This window comes from Sphingomonas alba, assembly GCF_023516555.1.
GTDB lineage: Bacteria > Pseudomonadota > Alphaproteobacteria > Sphingomonadales > Sphingomonadaceae > Sphingomicrobium > Sphingomicrobium album.
Genome location: NZ_JAMGBD010000001.1, coordinates 650,373 through 668,163, shown reverse-complemented (window position 1 = coordinate 668,163; position 17,791 = coordinate 650,373). Strand labels below are relative to the sequence as shown.

Annotated in this window: 19 protein-coding genes; 10 read left to right on the top strand and 9 right to left on the bottom strand. The window is 63.7% G+C overall.

Features of this window, described 5'->3' with window-relative positions; all coding sequences use genetic code 11:
- The first annotated feature begins 71 nt into the window (after positions 1-71).
- A complete protein-coding gene (fabF, locus tag LZ536_RS03465; RefSeq protein ID WP_249846898.1) occupies positions 72-1,328 on the top strand; it encodes a beta-ketoacyl-ACP synthase II in 1,257 nt (418 codons plus the stop codon).
- A gap of 44 nt (positions 1,329-1,372) precedes the next feature.
- Complete coding sequence (gene mltG / locus LZ536_RS03460) at positions 1,373-2,290, top strand: endolytic transglycosylase MltG (protein WP_249848549.1); 918 nt, start codon at positions 1,373-1,375, stop codon at positions 2,288-2,290.
- Here the strand turns inward: mltG and LZ536_RS03455 are convergent, their stop codons facing one another.
- The 4 genes from LZ536_RS03455 to LZ536_RS03440 all read right to left on the bottom strand — a co-directional run bounded on the left by LZ536_RS03455 (position 2,291) and on the right by LZ536_RS03440 (position 5,496).
- Positions 2,291-2,716, bottom strand: coding sequence for a hypothetical protein (locus LZ536_RS03455; protein WP_249846897.1), 426 nt, complete (start codon positions 2,714-2,716; stop codon positions 2,291-2,293).
- Positions 2,598-2,972: a MarR family winged helix-turn-helix transcriptional regulator gene (locus LZ536_RS03450; protein WP_249848548.1), complete on the bottom strand. Its 375-nt coding sequence runs from the start codon at positions 2,970-2,972 to the stop codon at positions 2,598-2,600. The genes LZ536_RS03455 and LZ536_RS03450 overlap by 119 nt, the downstream gene beginning before the upstream one ends.
- A 122-nt stretch (positions 2,973-3,094) precedes the next feature.
- Entirely contained in the window at positions 3,095-4,510 is a 1,416-nt protein-coding gene (locus tag LZ536_RS03445) for a leucyl aminopeptidase family protein (RefSeq protein WP_249846896.1), read from the bottom strand.
- Positions 4,511-4,548: 38 nt separating this feature from the next.
- Positions 4,549-5,496 carry a hypothetical protein gene (locus LZ536_RS03440; RefSeq protein WP_249846895.1) on the bottom strand — a complete coding sequence of 316 codons (948 nt, stop codon included), beginning with the start codon at positions 5,494-5,496 and terminating at the stop codon, positions 4,549-4,551.
- A gap of 292 nt (positions 5,497-5,788) precedes the next feature.
- On the opposite strand from LZ536_RS03440, the gene LZ536_RS03435 reads away from it, so the two are divergent.
- Positions 5,789-6,811, top strand: a complete 1,023-nt coding sequence (locus LZ536_RS03435) for a sensor histidine kinase (RefSeq protein ID WP_249846894.1) — start codon at positions 5,789-5,791, stop codon at positions 6,809-6,811.
- 430 nt (positions 6,812-7,241) lie between these two features.
- Here LZ536_RS03435 and LZ536_RS03430 read toward each other — a convergent pair whose 3' ends face one another.
- Positions 7,242-7,688, bottom strand: a complete 447-nt coding sequence (locus LZ536_RS03430) for a CHRD domain-containing protein (RefSeq protein WP_249846893.1) — start codon at positions 7,686-7,688, stop codon at positions 7,242-7,244.
- Between the two features lie 85 nt (positions 7,689-7,773).
- Positions 7,774-7,980, bottom strand: coding sequence for a hypothetical protein (locus LZ536_RS03425; protein WP_249846892.1), 207 nt, complete (start codon positions 7,978-7,980; stop codon positions 7,774-7,776).
- 257 nt (positions 7,981-8,237) lie between these two features.
- Between LZ536_RS03425 and LZ536_RS03420 the strand changes: the two genes are divergently transcribed.
- The 3 genes from LZ536_RS03420 (at position 8,238) to LZ536_RS03410 (ending at position 9,322) form a co-directional block, all read left to right on the top strand.
- Positions 8,238-8,672, top strand: coding sequence for a CREC-EF hand family protein (locus tag LZ536_RS03420; RefSeq protein ID WP_249846891.1), 435 nt, complete (start codon positions 8,238-8,240; stop codon positions 8,670-8,672).
- Between the two features lie 132 nt (positions 8,673-8,804).
- Positions 8,805-8,969 carry a hypothetical protein gene (locus LZ536_RS03415; RefSeq protein WP_249846890.1) on the top strand — a complete coding sequence of 55 codons (165 nt, stop codon included), beginning with the start codon at positions 8,805-8,807 and terminating at the stop codon, positions 8,967-8,969.
- Between the two features lie 122 nt (positions 8,970-9,091).
- Complete coding sequence (locus LZ536_RS03410; RefSeq protein WP_249846889.1) at positions 9,092-9,322, top strand: hypothetical protein; 231 nt, start codon at positions 9,092-9,094, stop codon at positions 9,320-9,322.
- On the opposite strand, the gene rimO is transcribed toward LZ536_RS03410, so the two are convergent.
- Both rimO and LZ536_RS03400 read right to left on the bottom strand, forming a co-directional pair.
- Positions 9,319-10,671: a 30S ribosomal protein S12 methylthiotransferase RimO gene (gene rimO / locus LZ536_RS03405; protein WP_249846888.1), complete on the bottom strand. Its 1,353-nt coding sequence runs from the start codon at positions 10,669-10,671 to the stop codon at positions 9,319-9,321. The two genes, LZ536_RS03410 and rimO, sit on opposite strands and share 4 nt — an antisense overlap.
- Positions 10,672-10,718: 47 nt before the next feature.
- Positions 10,719-11,051: a GNAT family N-acetyltransferase gene (locus LZ536_RS03400; protein ID WP_249846887.1), complete on the bottom strand. Its 333-nt coding sequence runs from the start codon at positions 11,049-11,051 to the stop codon at positions 10,719-10,721.
- 70 nt (positions 11,052-11,121) lie between these two features.
- On the opposite strand from LZ536_RS03400, the gene LZ536_RS03395 reads away from it, so the two are divergent.
- The 4 genes from LZ536_RS03395 to LZ536_RS03380 all read left to right on the top strand — a co-directional run bounded on the left by LZ536_RS03395 (position 11,122) and on the right by LZ536_RS03380 (position 15,548).
- Positions 11,122-12,447: a UDP-glucose dehydrogenase family protein gene (locus tag LZ536_RS03395; protein ID WP_249846886.1), complete on the top strand. Its 1,326-nt coding sequence runs from the start codon at positions 11,122-11,124 to the stop codon at positions 12,445-12,447.
- 32 nt (positions 12,448-12,479) lie between these two features.
- A complete protein-coding gene (locus LZ536_RS03390; protein ID WP_249846885.1) occupies positions 12,480-13,772 on the top strand; it encodes a nucleotide sugar dehydrogenase in 1,293 nt (430 codons plus the stop codon).
- Between the two features lies 1 nt (position 13,773).
- The gene (locus LZ536_RS03385) at positions 13,774-15,060 is read left to right on the top strand and encodes a sugar transferase (protein WP_249846884.1); all 1,287 of its coding nucleotides are present in this window, start codon (positions 13,774-13,776) and stop codon (positions 15,058-15,060) included.
- 155 nt (positions 15,061-15,215) lie between these two features.
- Positions 15,216-15,548 carry a PilZ domain-containing protein gene (locus LZ536_RS03380; RefSeq protein ID WP_249846883.1) on the top strand — a complete coding sequence of 111 codons (333 nt, stop codon included), beginning with the start codon at positions 15,216-15,218 and terminating at the stop codon, positions 15,546-15,548.
- A gap of 56 nt (positions 15,549-15,604) precedes the next feature.
- Here LZ536_RS03380 and parE read toward each other — a convergent pair whose 3' ends face one another.
- Entirely contained in the window at positions 15,605-17,584 is a 1,980-nt protein-coding gene (parE, locus tag LZ536_RS03375; RefSeq protein ID WP_249846882.1) for a DNA topoisomerase IV subunit B, read from the bottom strand.
- Positions 17,585-17,791 lie beyond the last annotated feature (207 nt).

Here is a 17,791-nt window from a genome sequence, read left to right as displayed (position 1 = left end):
CAGTTGAGGCGGCACGAACGGCTTCCCGTATCGCGGGAGGCCGTTTGCTTTTGAACGGGATGGAGTAAGCGATGCGCCGTGTTGTGGTCACCGGACTGGGTCTCGTCACGCCGTTGGGCGGCGACGTCGAGACGACCTGGCAGAACCTGATCGAGGGCAAGAGCGGCATTGCGGCCCTGACCCGGTTCGACGTGACTGACCAGAAGGCCAAGATCGCTGGCGAAGTGAAGCCCAAGGATCATCCATGGGGCTTCGATCCGGACAAGCGCGTCGATTTCAAGGTCCAGCGCCAGGTCGATCCCTTCATCGTCTATGCCATCGATGCCGCGGGACAGGCGCTCGAAGACGCCGGCCTTGTGGAAATGGACGATGACCTAAAGCAGCGGACCGGGGTTTCGATCGGTTCGGGGATCGGCGGGCTTCCAGGGATCGAGAGCGAGTCCTTGGTGCTTTCGGAAAAAGGTCCCGGCCGGGTCAGCCCACATTTCGTGCACGGCCGGCTGATCAACCTGACCAGCGGCCAGGTCTCGATCAAATACGGGCTGATGGGCCCGAACCACTCGGTCGTCACCGCCTGTTCGACCGGCGCGCACTCGATCGGCGACGCGGCGCGGATGATCAAGGACGGCGATGCCGACGTGATGCTCGCCGGCGGCGCGGAATCCACGATCAATCCGCTCGGTGTCGCGGGATTCGCTCAGGCCAAGGCGCTTAACATGAGCTTCAACGATCGGCCCGAGCAGGCCAGCCGTCCCTATGACAAGAATCGCGATGGTTTCGTCATGGGCGAGGGCGCCGGCGTGGTGGTCCTTGAGGAATATGAGCACGCCAAGGCGCGCGGAGCGAAGATCTACGCCGAGGTTGTCGGCTACGGGCTGTCAGGCGATGCCTATCACGTCACCGCGCCGCATCCCGAGGGTAAGGGCGCGGAGTTGGCGATGCGCATGGCGCTGCGCAAGGCGGGCATGAAGCCTGAAGACATCGACTATGTGAATGCCCATGGTACCTCGACGATGGCTGACACCATCGAGCTTGCCGCCGTCAAAAGGGTGCTTGGCAGCGACCTGGGCGGGGCATCTATGAGCAGCACAAAGTCCGCGATTGGACATCTGCTCGGCGGTGCCGGCGCGGTAGAGACGATCTTCTGCATCCTGGCGATCCGCGACCAGATCGTGCCACCTACCCTCAATCTCGACGATCCTGACGAGGGCACCGAGGGCGTGGACCTGGTTCCGCACAAGGCCAAGAAGCGGCCGGTACGGGCGGCGCTTAACAACTCGTTCGGCTTTGGAGGTACCAACGCCTCGCTGATCGTGAAGGCCGTGTGAAGAAAAAGCTGCAGCGCATAGGCGCCGTCCTGGCGTTCGCGCTGATGGCGCTGGTGGGCTGGTCCTGGTGGGGGCCGGGGCCACTGAAGCAGAATACGAACGTCGTCATTCCTGAAGGCGCCCGGCTAGCGAGCGCTACCGACTACCTGTGGTACGCCGGCGCGATTAGCGGACCGCGGTGGAAATTCTACTATCTCGCTCGCCTGCTCGGAGAGGGTGACCCTATCCAGGCCGGGGAGTTCGAAATTCCGGCCCATGCCAGCCCGGACAAGGTTTTGGACATCTTGCAACACGGCAAGCCGGTGGCCCGGATGGTGACCATCCCCGAAGGGTTGCCGTCCATCCTCGTCATGGAAAAGGTCGAGGCCATTCCTCAACTGACCGGCGCCGCTCCGTTGCCGGCAGAAGGCTCCGTCCTGCCGAGCAGCTATGCCTGGCAGCAGGGTGAAAGCCGTGATCAGGTGATCGACCGCATGCAGGCGGCGATGACCAAAGAGCTCGACGCCGCCTGGTCCCGGCGGAAGGCGGGAAGCTGCCCGATCTCAACCAAGGAGGAAGCCATTACGCTTGCCTCCATCGTCGAGAAGGAAACCGGCAAGGCCTCCGAGCGGCGGATGGTCGCCGGCGTCTATTGCAATCGCCTTCGCATCGGCATGAAGCTGGATGCCGACCCGACGGTGATTTACCCCATCACCAAGGGGAAGCCGCTCGGTCGCAAGATCCTTCGCTCCGAGCTCAACGCCGACACCGGGTACAACACCTACAAGCGCGCCGGCTTGCCGGAAGGGCCGATCGCCAATCCGGGCAAGGAAAGCATCGCCGCCGTGCTCGATCCAGCGCCCACCAAGGCGATCTATTTCGTCGCCGACGGCACCGGCGGCCATGTGTTCGCCGAGACGCTGGCCGAGCATAATGCCAATGTCGCGAAGTGGCGCGCCATCCGCGCGGCTCGCGGCATCTAGCTAAAGCCCCAAGGCCTCCGCCTTGACATAGCCGACGCGGCGTTCGGTTCCGGCGTAGCCCCAGGCCCACCCCCGGGTATCATCCAGGAACAGCATCTCATCGCCGGCCCCAAGGGTGGCGATTTCTTCCGACTCGTCACTGGCGGCACGGCGCAATGGCGCGGCGGCGACGAGGTGGCGCAGCAGCGGCTCGGCATAATGCGAGGCAATCACCTGACCGGCGAGCGCGACGTCGGCCAGGTCCTGCCGGTAGGCGTAGTAATCAGGGTCCGGCGGATTCGAGACACCGGCCAGCGGGTAGCCGCCCTCAGCGGACGGCGTACGCCGGCTCGCGTGGCCGCTCTTGCTGCCCGCCTTGGCCGAAGGCCGAGCGCTGCCCGCTGCCGCCTTCTTCGCCTGCGCGGAGATTGCGCTTGAACCCTTCAAGAAACTCGGCCCCCTCGTGCGTCCGAACGACGAAGATATTGCGCCGGTCGTCCTGGTCTCGTTCGCGCCTGAGATAGCCGAGGCCACCGAGAGTGTTCAAGGCACGCGTGACTACGGGCTTCGACACGCCAAGCACTTTGGCAATGCCGCGGACCGTATGCGGGCCGGGGGTCAGATACACCAGCATCAACAACGCCATCTGACGGTTGGTAAGATCGGGTTCCCCCGACCGCACATAACCGATCAGCGCGCGCATCCACATGGAAAGCGAGCTGTCGTCCATTGGGTCTTCCTCCACGGATCGTGCTTGGAGGGGTAACGGGAGAGGGACCCTTTTGTTGCGTCGTCAAACCGAAAAAATGGCCGGATTCAGCGAGATTAGCCCGCATTCTGCACATTCCGGCTCCCATAACGGGACTCGAGGAGCGCAAAGGCGGCCCGCAGGCCAAGCGCCTCACCACCCTTGGGACGACCCGGTTTGGCCGCCGGCATCCAGGCAAATGTATCGAGATGCGCCCAGGGCGTGCCCTCGGGAATGAAGCGACGCAGGAAGAGCGCGGCCGTGACCGCGCCGGCCATCGGCGAGTCCGAAGCATTGGCGAGTTCGGCGACGTCGCTTTTCAGCATGTCGTCGTATTGATCCCAGAGGGGCATGCGCCAGACCGGATCAGTAACTTCGGCGGAGGCGGCGAGATAATCGGCGGCCAGCGCCTCGTCATTGGCGAACATGGCGGGCAGGTCGGGACCGAGCGCGACGCGGGCGGCGCCGGTCAGTGTCGCGAAGTCGAGAATGAGTTCAGGCTCCTCCTCGGCGGCCCTGGTGATGGCGTCGCCAAGCACGAGGCGGCCTTCGGCGTCGGTATTGTCGACCTCGACGGTCAGGCCGTTGCGCGACACGAGGACATCGCCGGGCCGGTAGGAGCCGGCGGAGACCGCATTCTCTACCGCCGCGACGAGGAGGTGTAGCCGCACCGGCAATTTCGCGCCCATGATCAGGCGGCCGAGCGCCAGCGCATGGGCGGCACCGCCCATGTCCTTCTTCATCAGCCGCATGCCGCCGGCCGACTTGATGTCGAGCCCGCCGCTGTCAAAGCAGACGCCCTTGCCAATGACGGCGAGCTTCGGATGCTTGGGATTGCCCCAGCGCAGCTCGATCAGGCGGGGCGCGCGAGCCTCGCTGGCGCCGCCGCCGACCGCGGCGATCATTGGATAGCCCTTGGTGAGCTTGTCGCCGGAGGTCACGTCGATGTTGGCGCCAAACTCCTTGGCGAGGTCGCGGGCGGTGGCTTCGAGTTCGGCCGGGCCCATGTCGGCGGGGCCGGTGTCGACGAGATCGCGGACGAGGGCGGTAGCTTCAGCGAGTCGAACCGTTTCATCGACGCCCGCGGGGTCCTTCGTGAGCAGCAGGCGAGGTCCCGTGGGGTCCTTGGGCTTCTTGTAGCGGGTGAAGCGGTGCTGGCCGACCAGCCAGCCGAATGCGGCGATGCCCGGATCGCCTTCCGCCAGCCGGTACGTGCCTTCGGGGAGCGCTTCTGCGAGCTTTGCCAGGCACCAGGGCGAGAGGGACGCCGCATTCTTGACCGTGCTGACGACATCGAAGCGATCGGCGCTGTCGCCAGGCAGGATGGCGAACTGGTAGGCGGTCTTGCCCTCAAACCTTTGGGCGGCGAGCAGGGCACGGCGGGCGGCGGGCTGACCCTTGAGCCAGCCGGCGAAGCTGTCCTTGTCGACAAGGTGAATGCCATGCGCCGGACCGCCACGGTCGGGTGCGATGAGGGCGGAGAAGTCGGTCATGCCGGGCGCTTTAGCGGCTCAAATGCTCTTTTGCACCGTCATGCCGGACTCGATCCGGCATCTGCCTTTCCTTGTTGCGGTTGAAGGCAGGCGGACCCCGGCTCGTTGGCCGGGGTGACGGTGCGGAGGGCGGCGAAGAAGGCGTCTCTTGCGGCTTCGTCTTCTTCGATGCTGATCTCGATCGTTTCTTCGATGCGGATCATGCCGGCGGCGGCTAGGGCGGCGCGTTCGTCTTGGGTGAGGGTGCGGGAATAGCCTTCCTCGTCATCCCAGGATCCCCATTCGTCGCCGTCGAAACCGGCGGGGGCAGGGAAGTCGGTGCGCCACTCGTCCTCCCAATCACGCCACACGCGCTGCGGGGCTTCGGGCTCGCTGTCACCCTCGTTTTCCTCTTCGGAATCCAACGAAAACGGGGGGTCGTTACCCCCGTTACCTTTGGGCTTCGGGGTGAGCAGCCGCTCGGCGTCGGCGATGCGGTCTTCGCTCATGGCGTCGAGCACGAGTTGCCACTCGCCGGTCAGGGCAGGCGGCGTCGCCGGCATCTCCCAGGCGGCCGGGGTCTTGAAGGTCGAACCAAGCTCGGCGCGGCGGTCGAGGCGGCGGAGGATGGAGAAGGCGAGCTTGTTGTCGAAATGGTGGCGTTCGCCCCAGATGCAGCCGTCGCGGACGATCTGCTCGGCGCTGCCCTTCAGCGACCGGGCAAGCAATTCGTCGGCGAGACGCTCGCGGGCCATGGACAAAGCGGCTTCCCAGGCGCGGGCGAACAATGGATCGCGGTGGCGCAAGGCATAGGCCGACTTGGCCGACATATTGCACGCTCGGCAGGCATCGCGGACGATGCCGGTCTCGGCCAGCGTCCGGCAGAAGAGCGCCTTGGTCGGACCGTCCCAGCCATCGTTGCGGAAGCGACGGGTTTCGAAGAAGCTGTCCTCGAGCGTCGTGGCGAGGGCAAGGTTGCTTTCTGGTTCGTGGTCGATTTCATCCATGAACCATATTGGATCATGGATTGGGGGCTGTAGGAAAGAATTTTTTTGCAATGCGGTAGAGTCTGCTTTCGACCCATTCCTGCCATTAGCGTGAGCTCATTAGACGACCTCGGCCCCAACGCCATGAAGGCCCGTCTTTAGGTCTCCCGAATTGATGCAAGGTTTTTGGAAACAAAGCGTATAGTGGCCTCTCCGCGTTTTTGATCAGCCATTTCGGGTCGGTCTAACGTCCGGCATTTCTGCCGAGCCAATCGCAGTCCCGCGACGATCTCGGTCTCCGAAGGCCTTGGCCATGGAATTTATTACGCCCTTACGTCCCGACGCCGCCGCCAGCCTTGCGTTGGCCTTGATAGAATCATCCCAAGCGCCACTGCTGGTGCTTGACGACCGGTTCGTGGTCATTAGCGCGAGTGCGTCGTTCTGCAGCGCCTTCGGGATTGTTCCGAGGGCCATTGAAGGCATTGCGCTGGCAAAAATCGGTAACGGTGAATGGGACGTTCCCCAGCTCAATGCGCTGCTTCGGGCGACGCTGGCCAACAATGCGGCAGTCGAATCCTATGAAATGAACCTGGTCCGTGACGGACACGCGACGGCCTGCGTCTCAATAAATGCGCAGCGCCTTGACCTCGGTGGCGGCCAACAGCCCATGATTGCGATGACGGTCACGGATATCACGTCGGCTCGGCTGGCGGCGAAGTTGAAGGATGAGCTGGTTCAGGAGAAGCAGATCCTGCTTAGGGAACTCCAGCATCGCGTCGCCAACAGCCTTCAGATCATCGCCAGCGTGCTCATGCAGAGCGCCCGCCGAGTTCAGTCCGAAGAAACCCGCACACACCTCTACAGCGCGCACAACCGGGTCATGTCGATTGCCACGCTGCAAAAGCAGCTGGCCATAACCTCGAACGACGAGGTCGAGCTTCGCCCCTACCTCAAGCAGCTGTGCGACAGCATCGGGGCTTCGATGATCGACGATGCCGAGCGAATCTCGCTGTCCTCGACTGCCGACGACACCAAGGCGACTGCCAACGTGTCGGTCAGTCTCGGGCTCATCGTGACCGAATTGGTCATCAACGCGCTGAAGCATGCCTTCCCAGAACCCGAGCAGAGCGGCTCAGTCACGGTTGACTATGCCGCTAAGGGAGAAGGTTGGTCGCTTACCGTCAAGGATGACGGAGTTGGCATCGGCAATGGCGATGGCGCAGGAACGCCGGGCCTTGGCACCGGAATCGTGGATGCACTTGCCAAACAACTCGGCGCAACCGTGACGACCAGCGAAAACGAACCGGGGACGAAAGTCTCGGTCGAGCACCCTTAGAACGTTCGGCCGAGCTTTACGCCGCCAAGCGATCACTGCTCGGCGACCTTCGCGTTCCCGGATATGGCAGACGCAAAGGTGGTGGCAGCTTTCCACCCAAAGGGGACTCTTGCACTGCAGCAATTTTTCGGCGTGCAGACGACTTGTTCGAGACGATCAATGTCTGAGGGAAGCGGGATCCCCGCGTTCGCGGGGATGACGTGGAGAGGCGAATGCCCGCGTTCGCGGGGATGACGTGGACGGGCGAGTCTCCGCGTTCGACCATTTGCGGGGTCGCTCCGAGAGTGGTTTGTTCTGGGGATTCGGTGGGGCAGTCATGCGAGTGAATCGCAGGACGTCAGTCCCGTCCGCTGCGCCGCGGGCTGGCCGCAATTCGCTATCTTTCGCGCAGTTCAGGTGACGCTGCGCGTCTCTTAACTGCGCTCGGCAGCTATTTGACCTGGCCCCTGATGGCGCCGTTGGGGAAGGCGTCATTGTGGACGTTGACGTAATAGTCGGATGCCTTCTTCATCAGCCCTTGGGTCAATTCGGGCGGAATCTGGGTGCAGTTGCCGCTGACGCCCTTGGTGGGCGGGTCCAGTTTTACGGCGACAGCGCCCGCAACGCCTTCGGCGCCAAGATGGATATGCGACATGGTTGCGGGGTCGATTCCTTCAACCTTCAGCTTGTAACAGAGGCGATCGTGAGCCGGATCGAGCTCGAGAATGGCCTTGCCGGTTCCGTCCGTATCGCCGGGACCCGGCACCTCGGCCGCACCTGTCATATTGGCGCTAAACCGCCGCGTATTGCCTTCCAAACCGCCCCCGGCGGAAACGGCGGTGGCAATCAGTGACGCCGACGCGGCGAACGATAGAGCGAACATTTGCTTGACGGTCATTGGACGGTCCCTCCAGCCCAAGAAGCGTTCGGCTTACTCTTCCTGGCCTGAGGTTCCAAGCGCCCACTGCGAAGCATTCATCGGCCTATGCGGCCGGGGGAGCCTCCGGCTTGATCTCGATCTCGGCCGGCTCGCTTACTGGCTGGGCCATCAACTCGGCCAAGTCTCGATCGCCTTCGTCGGCCATCTGACGCAGTGTGTCAGCCGTGCGCTGGTCCGTCGTCGATTGGGCGAGGCGGCGGCACATCTCGATACGGCCACGCATCTTGGCGATCAGTTGCTCGCGATTCATCGCTGCCAAATGGGCTCGATGGAGGAATGAAGCAATGCCGCCTGCGCCGTCACGAAGTAAATTCGTGACGTCGGTCCTGTCGCGCCAATGCGCGCAGGCCGGCCGGGCCGCGCCCTCTCTGCGCGCTAGTCGACAATTGCTTTGCAATTCTCTCCTTGCGCTCGGGGGCCCCTGACGCGGAACAGCGACCGATTTCGGGGGTTTTTGGGTCATGCCGCGTCAGTGCGGCCAGTGGGGGGCTCGATGAGGAGAGCCCAATGCGTAAGTTCATTTTACCGATCCTACTCGCAGGCACGGCAGGCCTTGCCGGCTGCGCGTTTAATACGGCGCCGGTAGGCGTTGCTTCAGCTGGCGGTGTTTGCGGCACCTATGGATATGTCGACGTCAACAATGACGGCTTCATCAGTGGCGACGAATGGAACACCTATCGAACCAGCAGCTACGGCTATTGGGACATGAACCACGACGGCCGCATCAGCCGGAGCGAGTTCGAACATTGCTATCGCGCCGGCGGCTTCTACCGCGAGGCCTATTACCATCCGGACTATTGGCCGAACTATTGGACCTCGTTCGACGCCAATGGTGACGGTTACCTCAGCGCCGACGAATATTGGTCGGCCAATGCCTGGGGAAGGATCGATCGCAACGGCAATGGCCGCATCGACTCCGACGAATGGGTCTGGTGGCCGTAAGACCGGGAGTTCGAGAATGGCGCCGCGAGGAAGGTCCCCGGGGCGCCATTTTCGCGAGATTAATAAAAATTAAACAACGGGTCTGCGATTCGCTATAGTTTCGGGCCGGGGTCACTCGGGCTGGAGCGGGAAATGCCTGAGGTTGTGAAGCAGTTGCGCGCGCGCGCGGCGTCCTATCGCCAGCTCGCGCAGACGGCGCTGACGGAGGAAGGCCGCAAGGTCTTCGCGCAGCTTGCCGATTCCTATGAGCGAGCGGCCGAGGAACGGTCGCAGGGGCTCGACGGCAAAAACGGCTAGGGAAAGACCCGCAACCTCGCCCTAAGGCCTTTTCCCATGGGGGAACATTTCCGTTGTTAATCCGTAATTAATGCGATGGGCGGCGCTCGGGCTGCCGGTCAAAATGTCAGGATAACAGGGGAATGGATAGGGCCAACGCCATGTGGGGAATGCACCTCTCGCCCGCTAACGCTCATGCCAGCGACGCACTCCTCTTTAGCCTTGAGGACGGTTTCGTCTTTGCCAGCTGGCCGGGGACCAGCGGCTCGGTGCGGCTGGGCACCTACGAAGACGTCCGCGAGATGATGCGCGACTTCCTGGCGCAAAGCGAGGTCGGGGACCGGCTGAGCGGCGAGCGGCGGCGGGCGCTTTAGGCGGGGACGCCGTAGAGATCGTGCTCGTCTGACTCTTCGATATTGGCGCGGACGATATCGCCCGGCTTGAGGCCGCTGGCGTCGCGTAAATGGACTTCGCCGTCGATTTCCGGGGCGTCGGCCTTGGAGCGGCCGGTCGCGCCGCCTGTTTTTTCATCGACCGCGTCGATCAGGACGTCGAGGGTCGAGCCGACCTTGGCGGCGAGCTTGTCGGCGCTGATGCGGGCCGAGAGGGCCATGATGCGGTCGTAGCGGTCCTGCTTCTCCTCGTCCGAAACGGGGTCGGGGAGGTCGTTGGCGGAGGCGCCCTCGACGGGTTCGAACTTGAAGGCCCCGACGCGGTCGAGCTGGGCCTCACCCAGCCAGTCGAGGAGATACTGGAAGTCCTCCTCGGTCTCGCCCGGGAAGCCAACGACGAAGCTGGAGCGGACGGCGATGTCGGGGACGATTGCGCGCCACGCCTGCAGCCGCTCGAGCACCTTCGCTTCGTTCGCCGGGCGCTTCATGGCGCGGAGCACCTTCGGCGAGGCGTGCTGGAACGGGATGTCGAGGTAGGGCAGCACCTTGCCCGCCGCCATCATCGGGATGATGCGGTCGACGTGCGGATAGGGGTAGACGTAGTGGAGGCGGACCCAGGGAGTCTCACCCTCCGGAGTGCGCAATTCGCCCATCGCCGCGGCGAGGTCGGTCATGTGAGCGCGGACTTCACCGCCGCCCTTGAGCGGATAGGCCGCATGCTTGAGGTCGAGGCCATAGGCGCTGGTGTCCTGGCTGATGACCAACAATTCTTTGGTGCCTGCCGCCACGAGCTTTTCCGCTTCGCGGAGGATGGCGTCAGGACGGCGGCTGGCGAGGTCGCCGCGGATCGATGGGATGATGCAGAAGGCGCAGCGGTGATTGCAGCCCTCGGAGATCTTCACATAGCTATAGTGGCGCGGCGTCAGCTTCAGGCCGGCTTCGGGTACCAGGTCGACGAATGGTGAGGGGATCGGCGGCGCGGCCTCGTGGACGGCGGCGACGACTTCCTCATACTGTTGCGGGCCGGTAATCGCGAGCACGTCCGGGAAGCGGTTGCGGATGATTTCGGCTTCCTTGCCCATGCAGCCGGTGACAACGACGCGGCCGTTCTCCGCGATCGCTTCCCCAATCGCTTCGAGGCTCTCTTCCTTGGCGGAATCGAGGAAACCGCAGGTGTTGACGAGCACGACGTCGGCGCCGGCATAATCGGGCGACATCTCATAACCTTCGGCGCGGAGCTTGGTGAGGATTCGCTCGGAATCGACCAGCGCCTTGGGGCAGCCGAGCGATACCATGCCGACGCGCGGCGGGGTGGGAAGAACTTTGGCCATAACGGAAGCGGCCGCGATATAGCGACTTTTCGGGCGAAAAGAAGGCGCTAGCGGATGACGATGTGCGGGAGCTCTCCCGGGGCGCTCGTCATCACGTCCGCCCACTCGGGGTGGCTTTCATATTTGTCGTGGATGTAGGGGCAGAGAGGGATGATTTTGAACCCCTGGGCGCGGGCATCCGCGACGAGGCGTTCCACCAGGGCCAGCGCAATACCCATGCCGCGCAGATCATCGGGCGTCTCGGTGTGGTCGGCGGAAAGCAGGTGCTCGCCGCGCCAGGTGAAGGTCAGCTCAGCTTCGCCGTCCCGGCCTTCGACCTGTGCGACGTAACGGCCGTGGCGTTCGTCCTGCTTTTCGAGCCTGATCGTGATGTCGGTCATTCGCTGGGCCTAGCACGGCAGGGGCGGCGCGGCTAAAGGCGCGGTCGATCAGTCTTCCAAAGGGTATTCCATGCATCTCGCCATGATCGGCACGGGCTATGTCGGCCTCGTTTCCGGCGCCTGCTTTGCCGACTTCGGCCACCACGTGACCTGCATCGACAAGGACACCGCCAAGATCGACAAGATCAAGGCCGGGGTCATGCCGATCTGGGAGCCGGGGCTGGAAGGGCTGGTAAAGTCCAACATCCAGCACGGCCGCCTGTCGTTCACGACGGATCTCAAGGCGGGAATCGAGCGCGCGGACGCGGTGTTCATCGCCGTCGGCACGCCGGCCCGCCGCGGCGATGGGCATGCCGACCTGACCTATGTCTACGAAGCGGTGCGGGAGCTAGCCAAGGCGGCAACCAAGCCGATCGTCGTCGTCACCAAATCGACCGTGCCGGTCGGCACAGGCGATCGTATCGCCGAAATCCTGAAGGAAGAGGGCGCGCCCGAAGGTTGCAGCGTCGCGTCAAACCCCGAATTCCTGCGTGAGGGCGCCGCGATCCGCGATTTCAAGATTCCCGACCGGATTGTGGTCGGCGCCGAGGACGACCACGCCCGTGAAGTCCTGAAAGAGATCTACCGGCCCCTGTTCCTTAACCAGGCGCCGATCGTGCTCACCGGACGACGGACCGCGGAGCTGACCAAATATGCCGCCAACGCCTTCCTGGCGATGAAGATCAGCTTCATCAACGAAGTGGCGGACCTGTGCGAAGCGGTCGGCGCGGACGTCCAGGAAGTGGCGCGCGGCATCGGCCTCGACAACCGCATCGGCGCCAAGTTCCTGCATGCCGGCCCCGGTTATGGCGGCAGCTGCTTCCCCAAGGATACGCTGGCGTTGCTGAGGACCGCCGAAGAGGCGGGAGTGGAACAGAGGATCATCTCGACCGTCGTCAGCGTCAACGACGACCGCAAGGCGGCGATGGCAGATCGCGTAGCAAAGGCGGTCGGTGGCAGCCTCAAGGGCAAGCGCATCGGGGTCCTCGGCCTCACCTTCAAGCCGAACACCGATGACATGCGTGACGCACCGTCCATCCCGTTGATCCAGCGACTGCTGGAAGGCGGCGCCGAAGTCGCGGCCTTCGATCCCGTCGGCCGCGAACAGGCCGAGCCTTTGCTGCCCGGCATCACTTTTGCAGAGGATGAATATGAGACGGCAGCGGGCGCGGACGCAGTCGTTATCGTTACTGAATGGGACGAATTCCGGGCGCTCGACCTCGAAGTGATCGCGCAGAAGATGAAGGGCAAAGCCTTGGTCGATCTTCGAAATGTCTATGACCGGGCCGAAGTGGAGCGCTTCGGATTGGTCCATTTTGGAGTTGGTCGTGGCCAATATGGAGCAAACTCGGTCTAGAATGGACTGAATTGCGCCCGTAGTGGACTCAAATGAGTTCTGAAGCGGATATGGCGCAAAGCGGTAAGACCAGGATTGTGGTGGCGGGCCTCGGCTATGTTGGCCTGCCATTGGCCGTGGCGCTCGCAGAGCATTTTGCGGTGGTCGGTTTCGATATCGACAAAGGTCGCATCGGCGAGCTTCGCGAGGGCCACGACCGTACGGGCGAAATCGAGGCTGCAAGGCTTGCGGCATCGTCCCTCAACCTGACGAGCGATGAAGCCGATTGCGGCGCCGCCGATGTCTACATCGTCACCGTCCCGACGCCGGTGGATATGGCGAACAGGCCGGACCTTGGCGCCGTGTTGTCGGCGACTGCGATGATTGCCCGGGTGGCCGATCCCGCCAGGCGGCCGACAATTGTTTATGAAAGTACCGTCTATCCCGGCGTGACCGAGGAAACCTGCGGCGGGGCACTGGAGGCAGCCGGCCTGAAGCGCGGGCGCGACTTCCGGCTGGGCTACAGCCCGGAGCGCATCAACCCCGGCGACCGGATCCACAGTATCGACAAGATCGTCAAGGTGATCGCCGGCGAGGACGACGAGGTCGTGGAGCAGCTTGCCCAAGTCTACGGCGCCATAACCAGCGCCGGCGTGTTCCGGGCCGCTTCGATCAAGGCCGCCGAAGCCGCCAAGGTCATCGAGAACGCCCAGCGGGACATCAATGTCGCCTTTATGAACGAGGTCGCGCAGATCCTCGGCGGCATGGGCGTCAGCACGTGGGATGTGCTGGCTGCAGCGAAGACGAAATGGAATTTCCTCGGATTCGAACCCGGCCTCGTCGGCGGCCACTGCATCGGCGTCGACCCTTATTACCTCAGTCACCTGGCGCAGAGCCTTGGCCACCATCCGCAGGTCATCCTTGCCGGGCGCGACACCAATGACGGCATGGGGCGCTGGATCGCCGACCGGCTGCATGCGCATCGCGCGGGCAAGGCCGGCACGGCACTGGTGTTGGGCCTGACGTTCAAGGAAAACGTGCCCGACCTCCGCAACAGCCGCTCCGCCGACCTGATCGAGCGATTGGAGCAATTGGGCCATCGGGTTTCGGTTGCCGATCCGCACGCGGACCCCCGTGAAGTCAGGGCCGAATTCGGCCGCGAGCCCGAAAAAGTGGATGGACGGGCCTTCGACCTGGTCATCGGCGCGGTAAAGCATGACCAGTATCGCGACTTCGATCGGGACCAGCTGGCGGCTTTGGTCGCTCCGGATGGGACGCTGGCCGACATCAAGGCGATGTGGCGGGGCAAGGACATGCCCGCCGGCATCGACTATTGGTCGCTCTGAGATGCTGCAGGTCGCACCCCCGAAACCGCGCGCCAAGCAAAGGTTCGTCCTGCGCCGCCGCTTCGAATTCCTGGGAGCCATTGTCGTCGCGGCGCTCATCCCCTGGGCATTCCTCCGCTGGTGGATCACCGACGCGACATTCGATCCATTTGCCTATCACAACAGCATGTTCGCCAATGTCGCGGCGATCTGCCTTGCGCTCTGGATCCGGATTTCGGTCAGTACCTATCCCGGCATTCGCGGCGGACAGCTGATCCTGCCGGCGATCGTCGCATCCCACGCGACGATCGTGACGCTGCTGCTTCTGTCCCGGCTGCCCTATCACCGCCCAATGCTGGCGGTCGGCTTCGGCCTGCACCTGGTCTGGGCCTACGCCATGTATTTCTTCGTCCAGCGGCACGTCCTGCCGCGCATCGCCATAGTTCCGTTCGGTGCGGTGGACGGCCTGCCGCAAATCGATCGGGTCCATTGGCATCACCTGCATCGGCCGGACTTGAGGGACGCGGACCAGTGCAGCGCCATCGTTGCCGATTTTGCGGCGGTGCCCGACGAATGGGAGGCTTTCCTGGCCGATGCTGCGGTCGATGGCCGCATTGTCTACCAGGTCGAGCAGCTCAAGGAGTCGCTGACCGGCAGGGTCCAGATCCAGCATCTGTCGGAGAACAGCTTCGGCAGCCTGGCGCCCACCAACGCCTATATGGCGGTGAAGCATCTCGCCGATTTCCTGTGGGCGGTGGCGATACTTCCGGTTGCACTGCCCCTGATGGCGCTATGCGCGATCGCCATCCGCCTTGCCGATGGTGCGCCCGTCCTGTTCCGGCAGAAGCGCATCGGGCGCGGCGGTCAGGAGTTCACCGTCTACAAATTCCGGACCATGAGGTTGGTATCGGACCTCGACGCCGACGACCGGCAGGCTGCGATGACCGGCGACGGCGACGTTCGAGTTACCGGGCTCGGTGCGTTCCTCCGTCGCGCACGCCTCGACGAGCTGCCGCAGCTCGGCAACATTTTGCGCGGAGAGATGAGCTTCATTGGTCCGCGCCCAGAGGCGCATGTCTTGTCGACCTGGTACACGGCGGAAATTCCCTTTTACCGCTACCGCCATGTTGTCCGGCCGGGAATCTCGGGCTGGGCGCAGGTCAACCAGGGCCATGTCGCCGAGGTCAATGAAGTCCACCAGAAGCTGCAGTTCGATTTCTTCTACATCAAATATTTCTCGCCCTGGCTGGACATCCTGATCCTGTTCCGGACGGTGAAAACGATCTTGACTGGGTGGGGTGCGCGTTAGGGCTCCCGCTCTCCAGTGCGCCACAGATCAAGGTGGTCACTGGCCCAGGCTGACGCAACGGATTTCGTCCCAAGCTGGAACAATCGGGATTGTGCCATTTCAGAGGAGGTCGCGCGGTGCGACACGCGTGACTTCAACGCGAAAAGGACGCGGGAATGGACGCAGTTGCAAACCCCTTTCACGATTGCCGCCGCCGCTATCCGCGCGAGGAAGTAATGTTGGCGGGCTCCGCGGTATCCGTCACTCGCTCGCGTTCCGTGATGATCACCGACGTCTCCGCCGAAGGCGCCCGGATGGGCGGCCGCGACTTGCCGGCGCCTGGCAACGACATGCTGATGGTCGTCGGTTCGCAGGACCGCATGGGCACGGTCGTCTGGCGGACGCCGGAGCATTGCGGCGTCAGCCTAGACCAGCCGCTCGACGAAGCGGACATCGACCGCATGAAGCGCGAGGCCCATTGGGCCCAGGTGACAGGCTGGGGCTGCTAGACTCCGCGTCGAGCTTCTAAGCGTCGATCATGCCATCTTTGGCCTAGTCCCCCGGACTAGGCGTCGATGGCATCGTCTTCGATCGCCGAGGCTCGGCTCTGGATAAACTGGAAGCGGTGTTCGGGGTTCTTGCCCATCAGCCGCTCGACCAGGTCCTTTACCGGCTGCCGGTCCTCATATTGCGAGGGGAGCGTGACGCGGAGGAGCGAGCGTGAGCCCGGGTCCATCGTCGTTTCCTTGAGCTGGTTCGGGTTCATCTCGCCGAGACCCTTGAAGCGGCCGACTTCGACCTTCTTGCCCTTGAACTCCTTTGCTTCGATCTCGGCACGGTGGGCGTCGTCGCGGGCGTAGAGGGATTTCGACCCCGAGGTCAGGCGGTAGAGCGGCGGCTGCGCAAGGTAGAGGTGGCCGCGCCGCACCAGCTCCGGCATTTCCTGAAAAAAGAAAGTCATCAGCAAGGTGGCGATATGGGCGCCGTCGACGTCGGCGTCGGTCATGATGATGATTCGCTCGTAACGCAGCGAATCTTCTTCCCACTTGTCGCGCGTGCCGCAGCCCAAAGCCTGGATAAGGTCGGCGATTTCCGTATTGGCGCGGATCTTGTCGGCGGTCGCCGAGGCCACGTTGAGGATCTTGCCGCGGATGGGGAGGATCGCCTGCGTCTTGCGGTCGCGGGCCTGCTTGGCCGAGCCGCCGGCGCTGTCGCCTTCGACGATGAAGAGCTCGGTTCCCGCCGGCTCGTCATTGGCGCAGTCGGTGAGTTTGCCGGGGAGGCGGAGCTTGCGCGCGGAGGTGGCGGTCTTGCGCTTCACCTCGCGCTCCGCGCGGCGCTTGAGGCGCTCCTCCATCCGCTCGATGATCGAGCCGAGCAAAGCGCGGCCGCGATCCATATTGTCGGCCAGGAAATGGTCGAAATGGTCACGGACGGCGGCTTCGACGAACCGCGCGGCCTCGAGGCTGGTGAGGCGGTCCTTGGTCTGGCTCTGGAAATGCGGGTTGCGGATGAAGACGCTCAGCATCAGTTCGACGCCGTTGAAGACGTCGTCGGCGGTGATGTCCTTCGCCTTCTTGTTGCCAATGAGGTCGCCGAAGGCGCGGATGCCCTTGGTGAGGGCGGCGCGGAGGCCGGCTTCGTGGGTGCCGCCGTCGGGCGTCGGGATAGTGTTGCAATAATAGCTTTCGCTGCCCTCGGACCACAAAGGCCAGGCGACGGCCCATTCGGCGGAGCCCTGCGAGTCCGGGAAGTCCTGCCGGCCCGCGAAGGGCTGGGCGGTGACGCACTCTCGCGTGCCGATCTGCTCGGCGAGGTGATCGGCGAGGCCGCCGGGGAACTGGAAAACGGCTTGTTCGGGGACCTCGGCGGAGGCGAGCGACGGGTCGCAGCGCCAGCGGATTTCGACACCCGCGAAGAGGTAAGCCTTCGAGCGAGCCAGTTTGTAGAGGCGGGCGGGGTCGAACCTTGCGTCCGCGCCAAAAATCTCGGCGTCCGGGACGAAGCTGACGGTCGTCCCGCGGCGATTGGGAGCGGCGCCGATCTCTTCGAGCGGAGAGGTGGCGAGGCCCTTTGAGAAGGTCTGGCGGTAGAGCTTCTTGTCGCGGGCGACCTCGACGATTGTTTCGGTCGACAAGGCGTTGACGACCGAGACGCCGACGCCGTGGAGGCCGCCGGAGGTCGAATAGGCCTTGCCCTCGAACTTGCCGCCCGAGTGCAGCATGGTGAGGATGACTTCGAGCGCCGACTTGCCCGGATATTTGGGGTGGGGGTCGACGGGCATGCCGCGGCCGTTGTCAGTGACGATCAGGCGGTTGCCCGACTCCAGCGTCACCTCGATCCGGCTTGCATGGCCGGCGACAGCTTCGTCCATCGAATTGTCGATGACCTCGGCGGCGAGGTGGTGGAGCGCCCGCGCATCGGTCCCGCCAATATACATGCCGGGACGGCGGCGGACGGGTTCCAGGCCCTCGAGGACCTCGATCGAGGAAGCGTCGTAGCTATCGGGCGTCGAATTGGAGTTGGACGAGAATAAGTCGGACATTTGCACCGGCTATAGGGCCGCGAAACACAGGCTGCCAAGCGCCGCTGCCGAGTTTCGCAATGCTGTGATTTTAAAGGGACATCAGGCCTCTTGAAATCGATTTTGCGAAAACCATTTCTTGGCCGCCGGGCGCCACTTGGGCCCGGTGACGGGGCGAAGACGCCCGCACGCGCGCCCTCGCCCTGCCAGTCGCTTCTTATGGAGGAC

Excerpts from the sequence above, each read along its gene's own strand:
- LZ536_RS03425 (WP_249846892.1), bottom strand. The coding sequence starts at position 7,980 with ATGAATCGCGAGCAACTGATCGCCAAGATGCGTGGCCGTATCGAGATG.
- LZ536_RS03395 (WP_249846886.1), top strand. The coding sequence starts at position 11,122 with ATGCATCTCGCCATGATCGGCACGGGCTATGTCGGCCTCGTTTCCGGC.
- LZ536_RS03445 (WP_249846896.1), bottom strand. The coding sequence starts at position 4,510 with ATGACCGACTTCTCCGCCCTCATCGCACCCGACCGTGGCGGTCCGGCG.
- parE (WP_249846882.1), bottom strand. The coding sequence starts at position 17,584 with ATGTCCGACTTATTCTCGTCCAACTCCAATTCGACGCCCGATAGCTAC.
- LZ536_RS03430 (WP_249846893.1), bottom strand. The coding sequence starts at position 7,688 with ATGACCGTCAAGCAAATGTTCGCTCTATCGTTCGCCGCGTCGGCGTCA.
- mltG (WP_249848549.1), top strand. The coding sequence starts at position 1,373 with ATGGCGCTGGTGGGCTGGTCCTGGTGGGGGCCGGGGCCACTGAAGCAG.
- LZ536_RS03385 (WP_249846884.1), top strand. The coding sequence starts at position 13,774 with ATGCTGCAGGTCGCACCCCCGAAACCGCGCGCCAAGCAAAGGTTCGTC.
- LZ536_RS03450 (WP_249848548.1), bottom strand. The coding sequence starts at position 2,972 with ATGCGCGCGCTGATCGGTTATGTGCGGTCGGGGGAACCCGATCTTACC.
- fabF (WP_249846898.1), top strand. The coding sequence starts at position 72 with ATGCGCCGTGTTGTGGTCACCGGACTGGGTCTCGTCACGCCGTTGGGC.
- rimO (WP_249846888.1), bottom strand. The coding sequence starts at position 10,671 with ATGGCCAAAGTTCTTCCCACCCCGCCGCGCGTCGGCATGGTATCGCTC.
- LZ536_RS03440 (WP_249846895.1), bottom strand. The coding sequence starts at position 5,496 with ATGGATGAAATCGACCACGAACCAGAAAGCAACCTTGCCCTCGCCACG.
- LZ536_RS03415 (WP_249846890.1), top strand. The coding sequence starts at position 8,805 with ATGCCTGAGGTTGTGAAGCAGTTGCGCGCGCGCGCGGCGTCCTATCGC.
- LZ536_RS03380 (WP_249846883.1), top strand. The coding sequence starts at position 15,216 with ATGGACGCAGTTGCAAACCCCTTTCACGATTGCCGCCGCCGCTATCCG.
- LZ536_RS03390 (WP_249846885.1), top strand. The coding sequence starts at position 12,480 with ATGAGTTCTGAAGCGGATATGGCGCAAAGCGGTAAGACCAGGATTGTG.
- LZ536_RS03400 (WP_249846887.1), bottom strand. The coding sequence starts at position 11,051 with ATGACCGACATCACGATCAGGCTCGAAAAGCAGGACGAACGCCACGGC.
- LZ536_RS03435 (WP_249846894.1), top strand. The coding sequence starts at position 5,789 with ATGGAATTTATTACGCCCTTACGTCCCGACGCCGCCGCCAGCCTTGCG.
- LZ536_RS03420 (WP_249846891.1), top strand. The coding sequence starts at position 8,238 with ATGCGTAAGTTCATTTTACCGATCCTACTCGCAGGCACGGCAGGCCTT.
- LZ536_RS03410 (WP_249846889.1), top strand. The coding sequence starts at position 9,092 with ATGGATAGGGCCAACGCCATGTGGGGAATGCACCTCTCGCCCGCTAAC.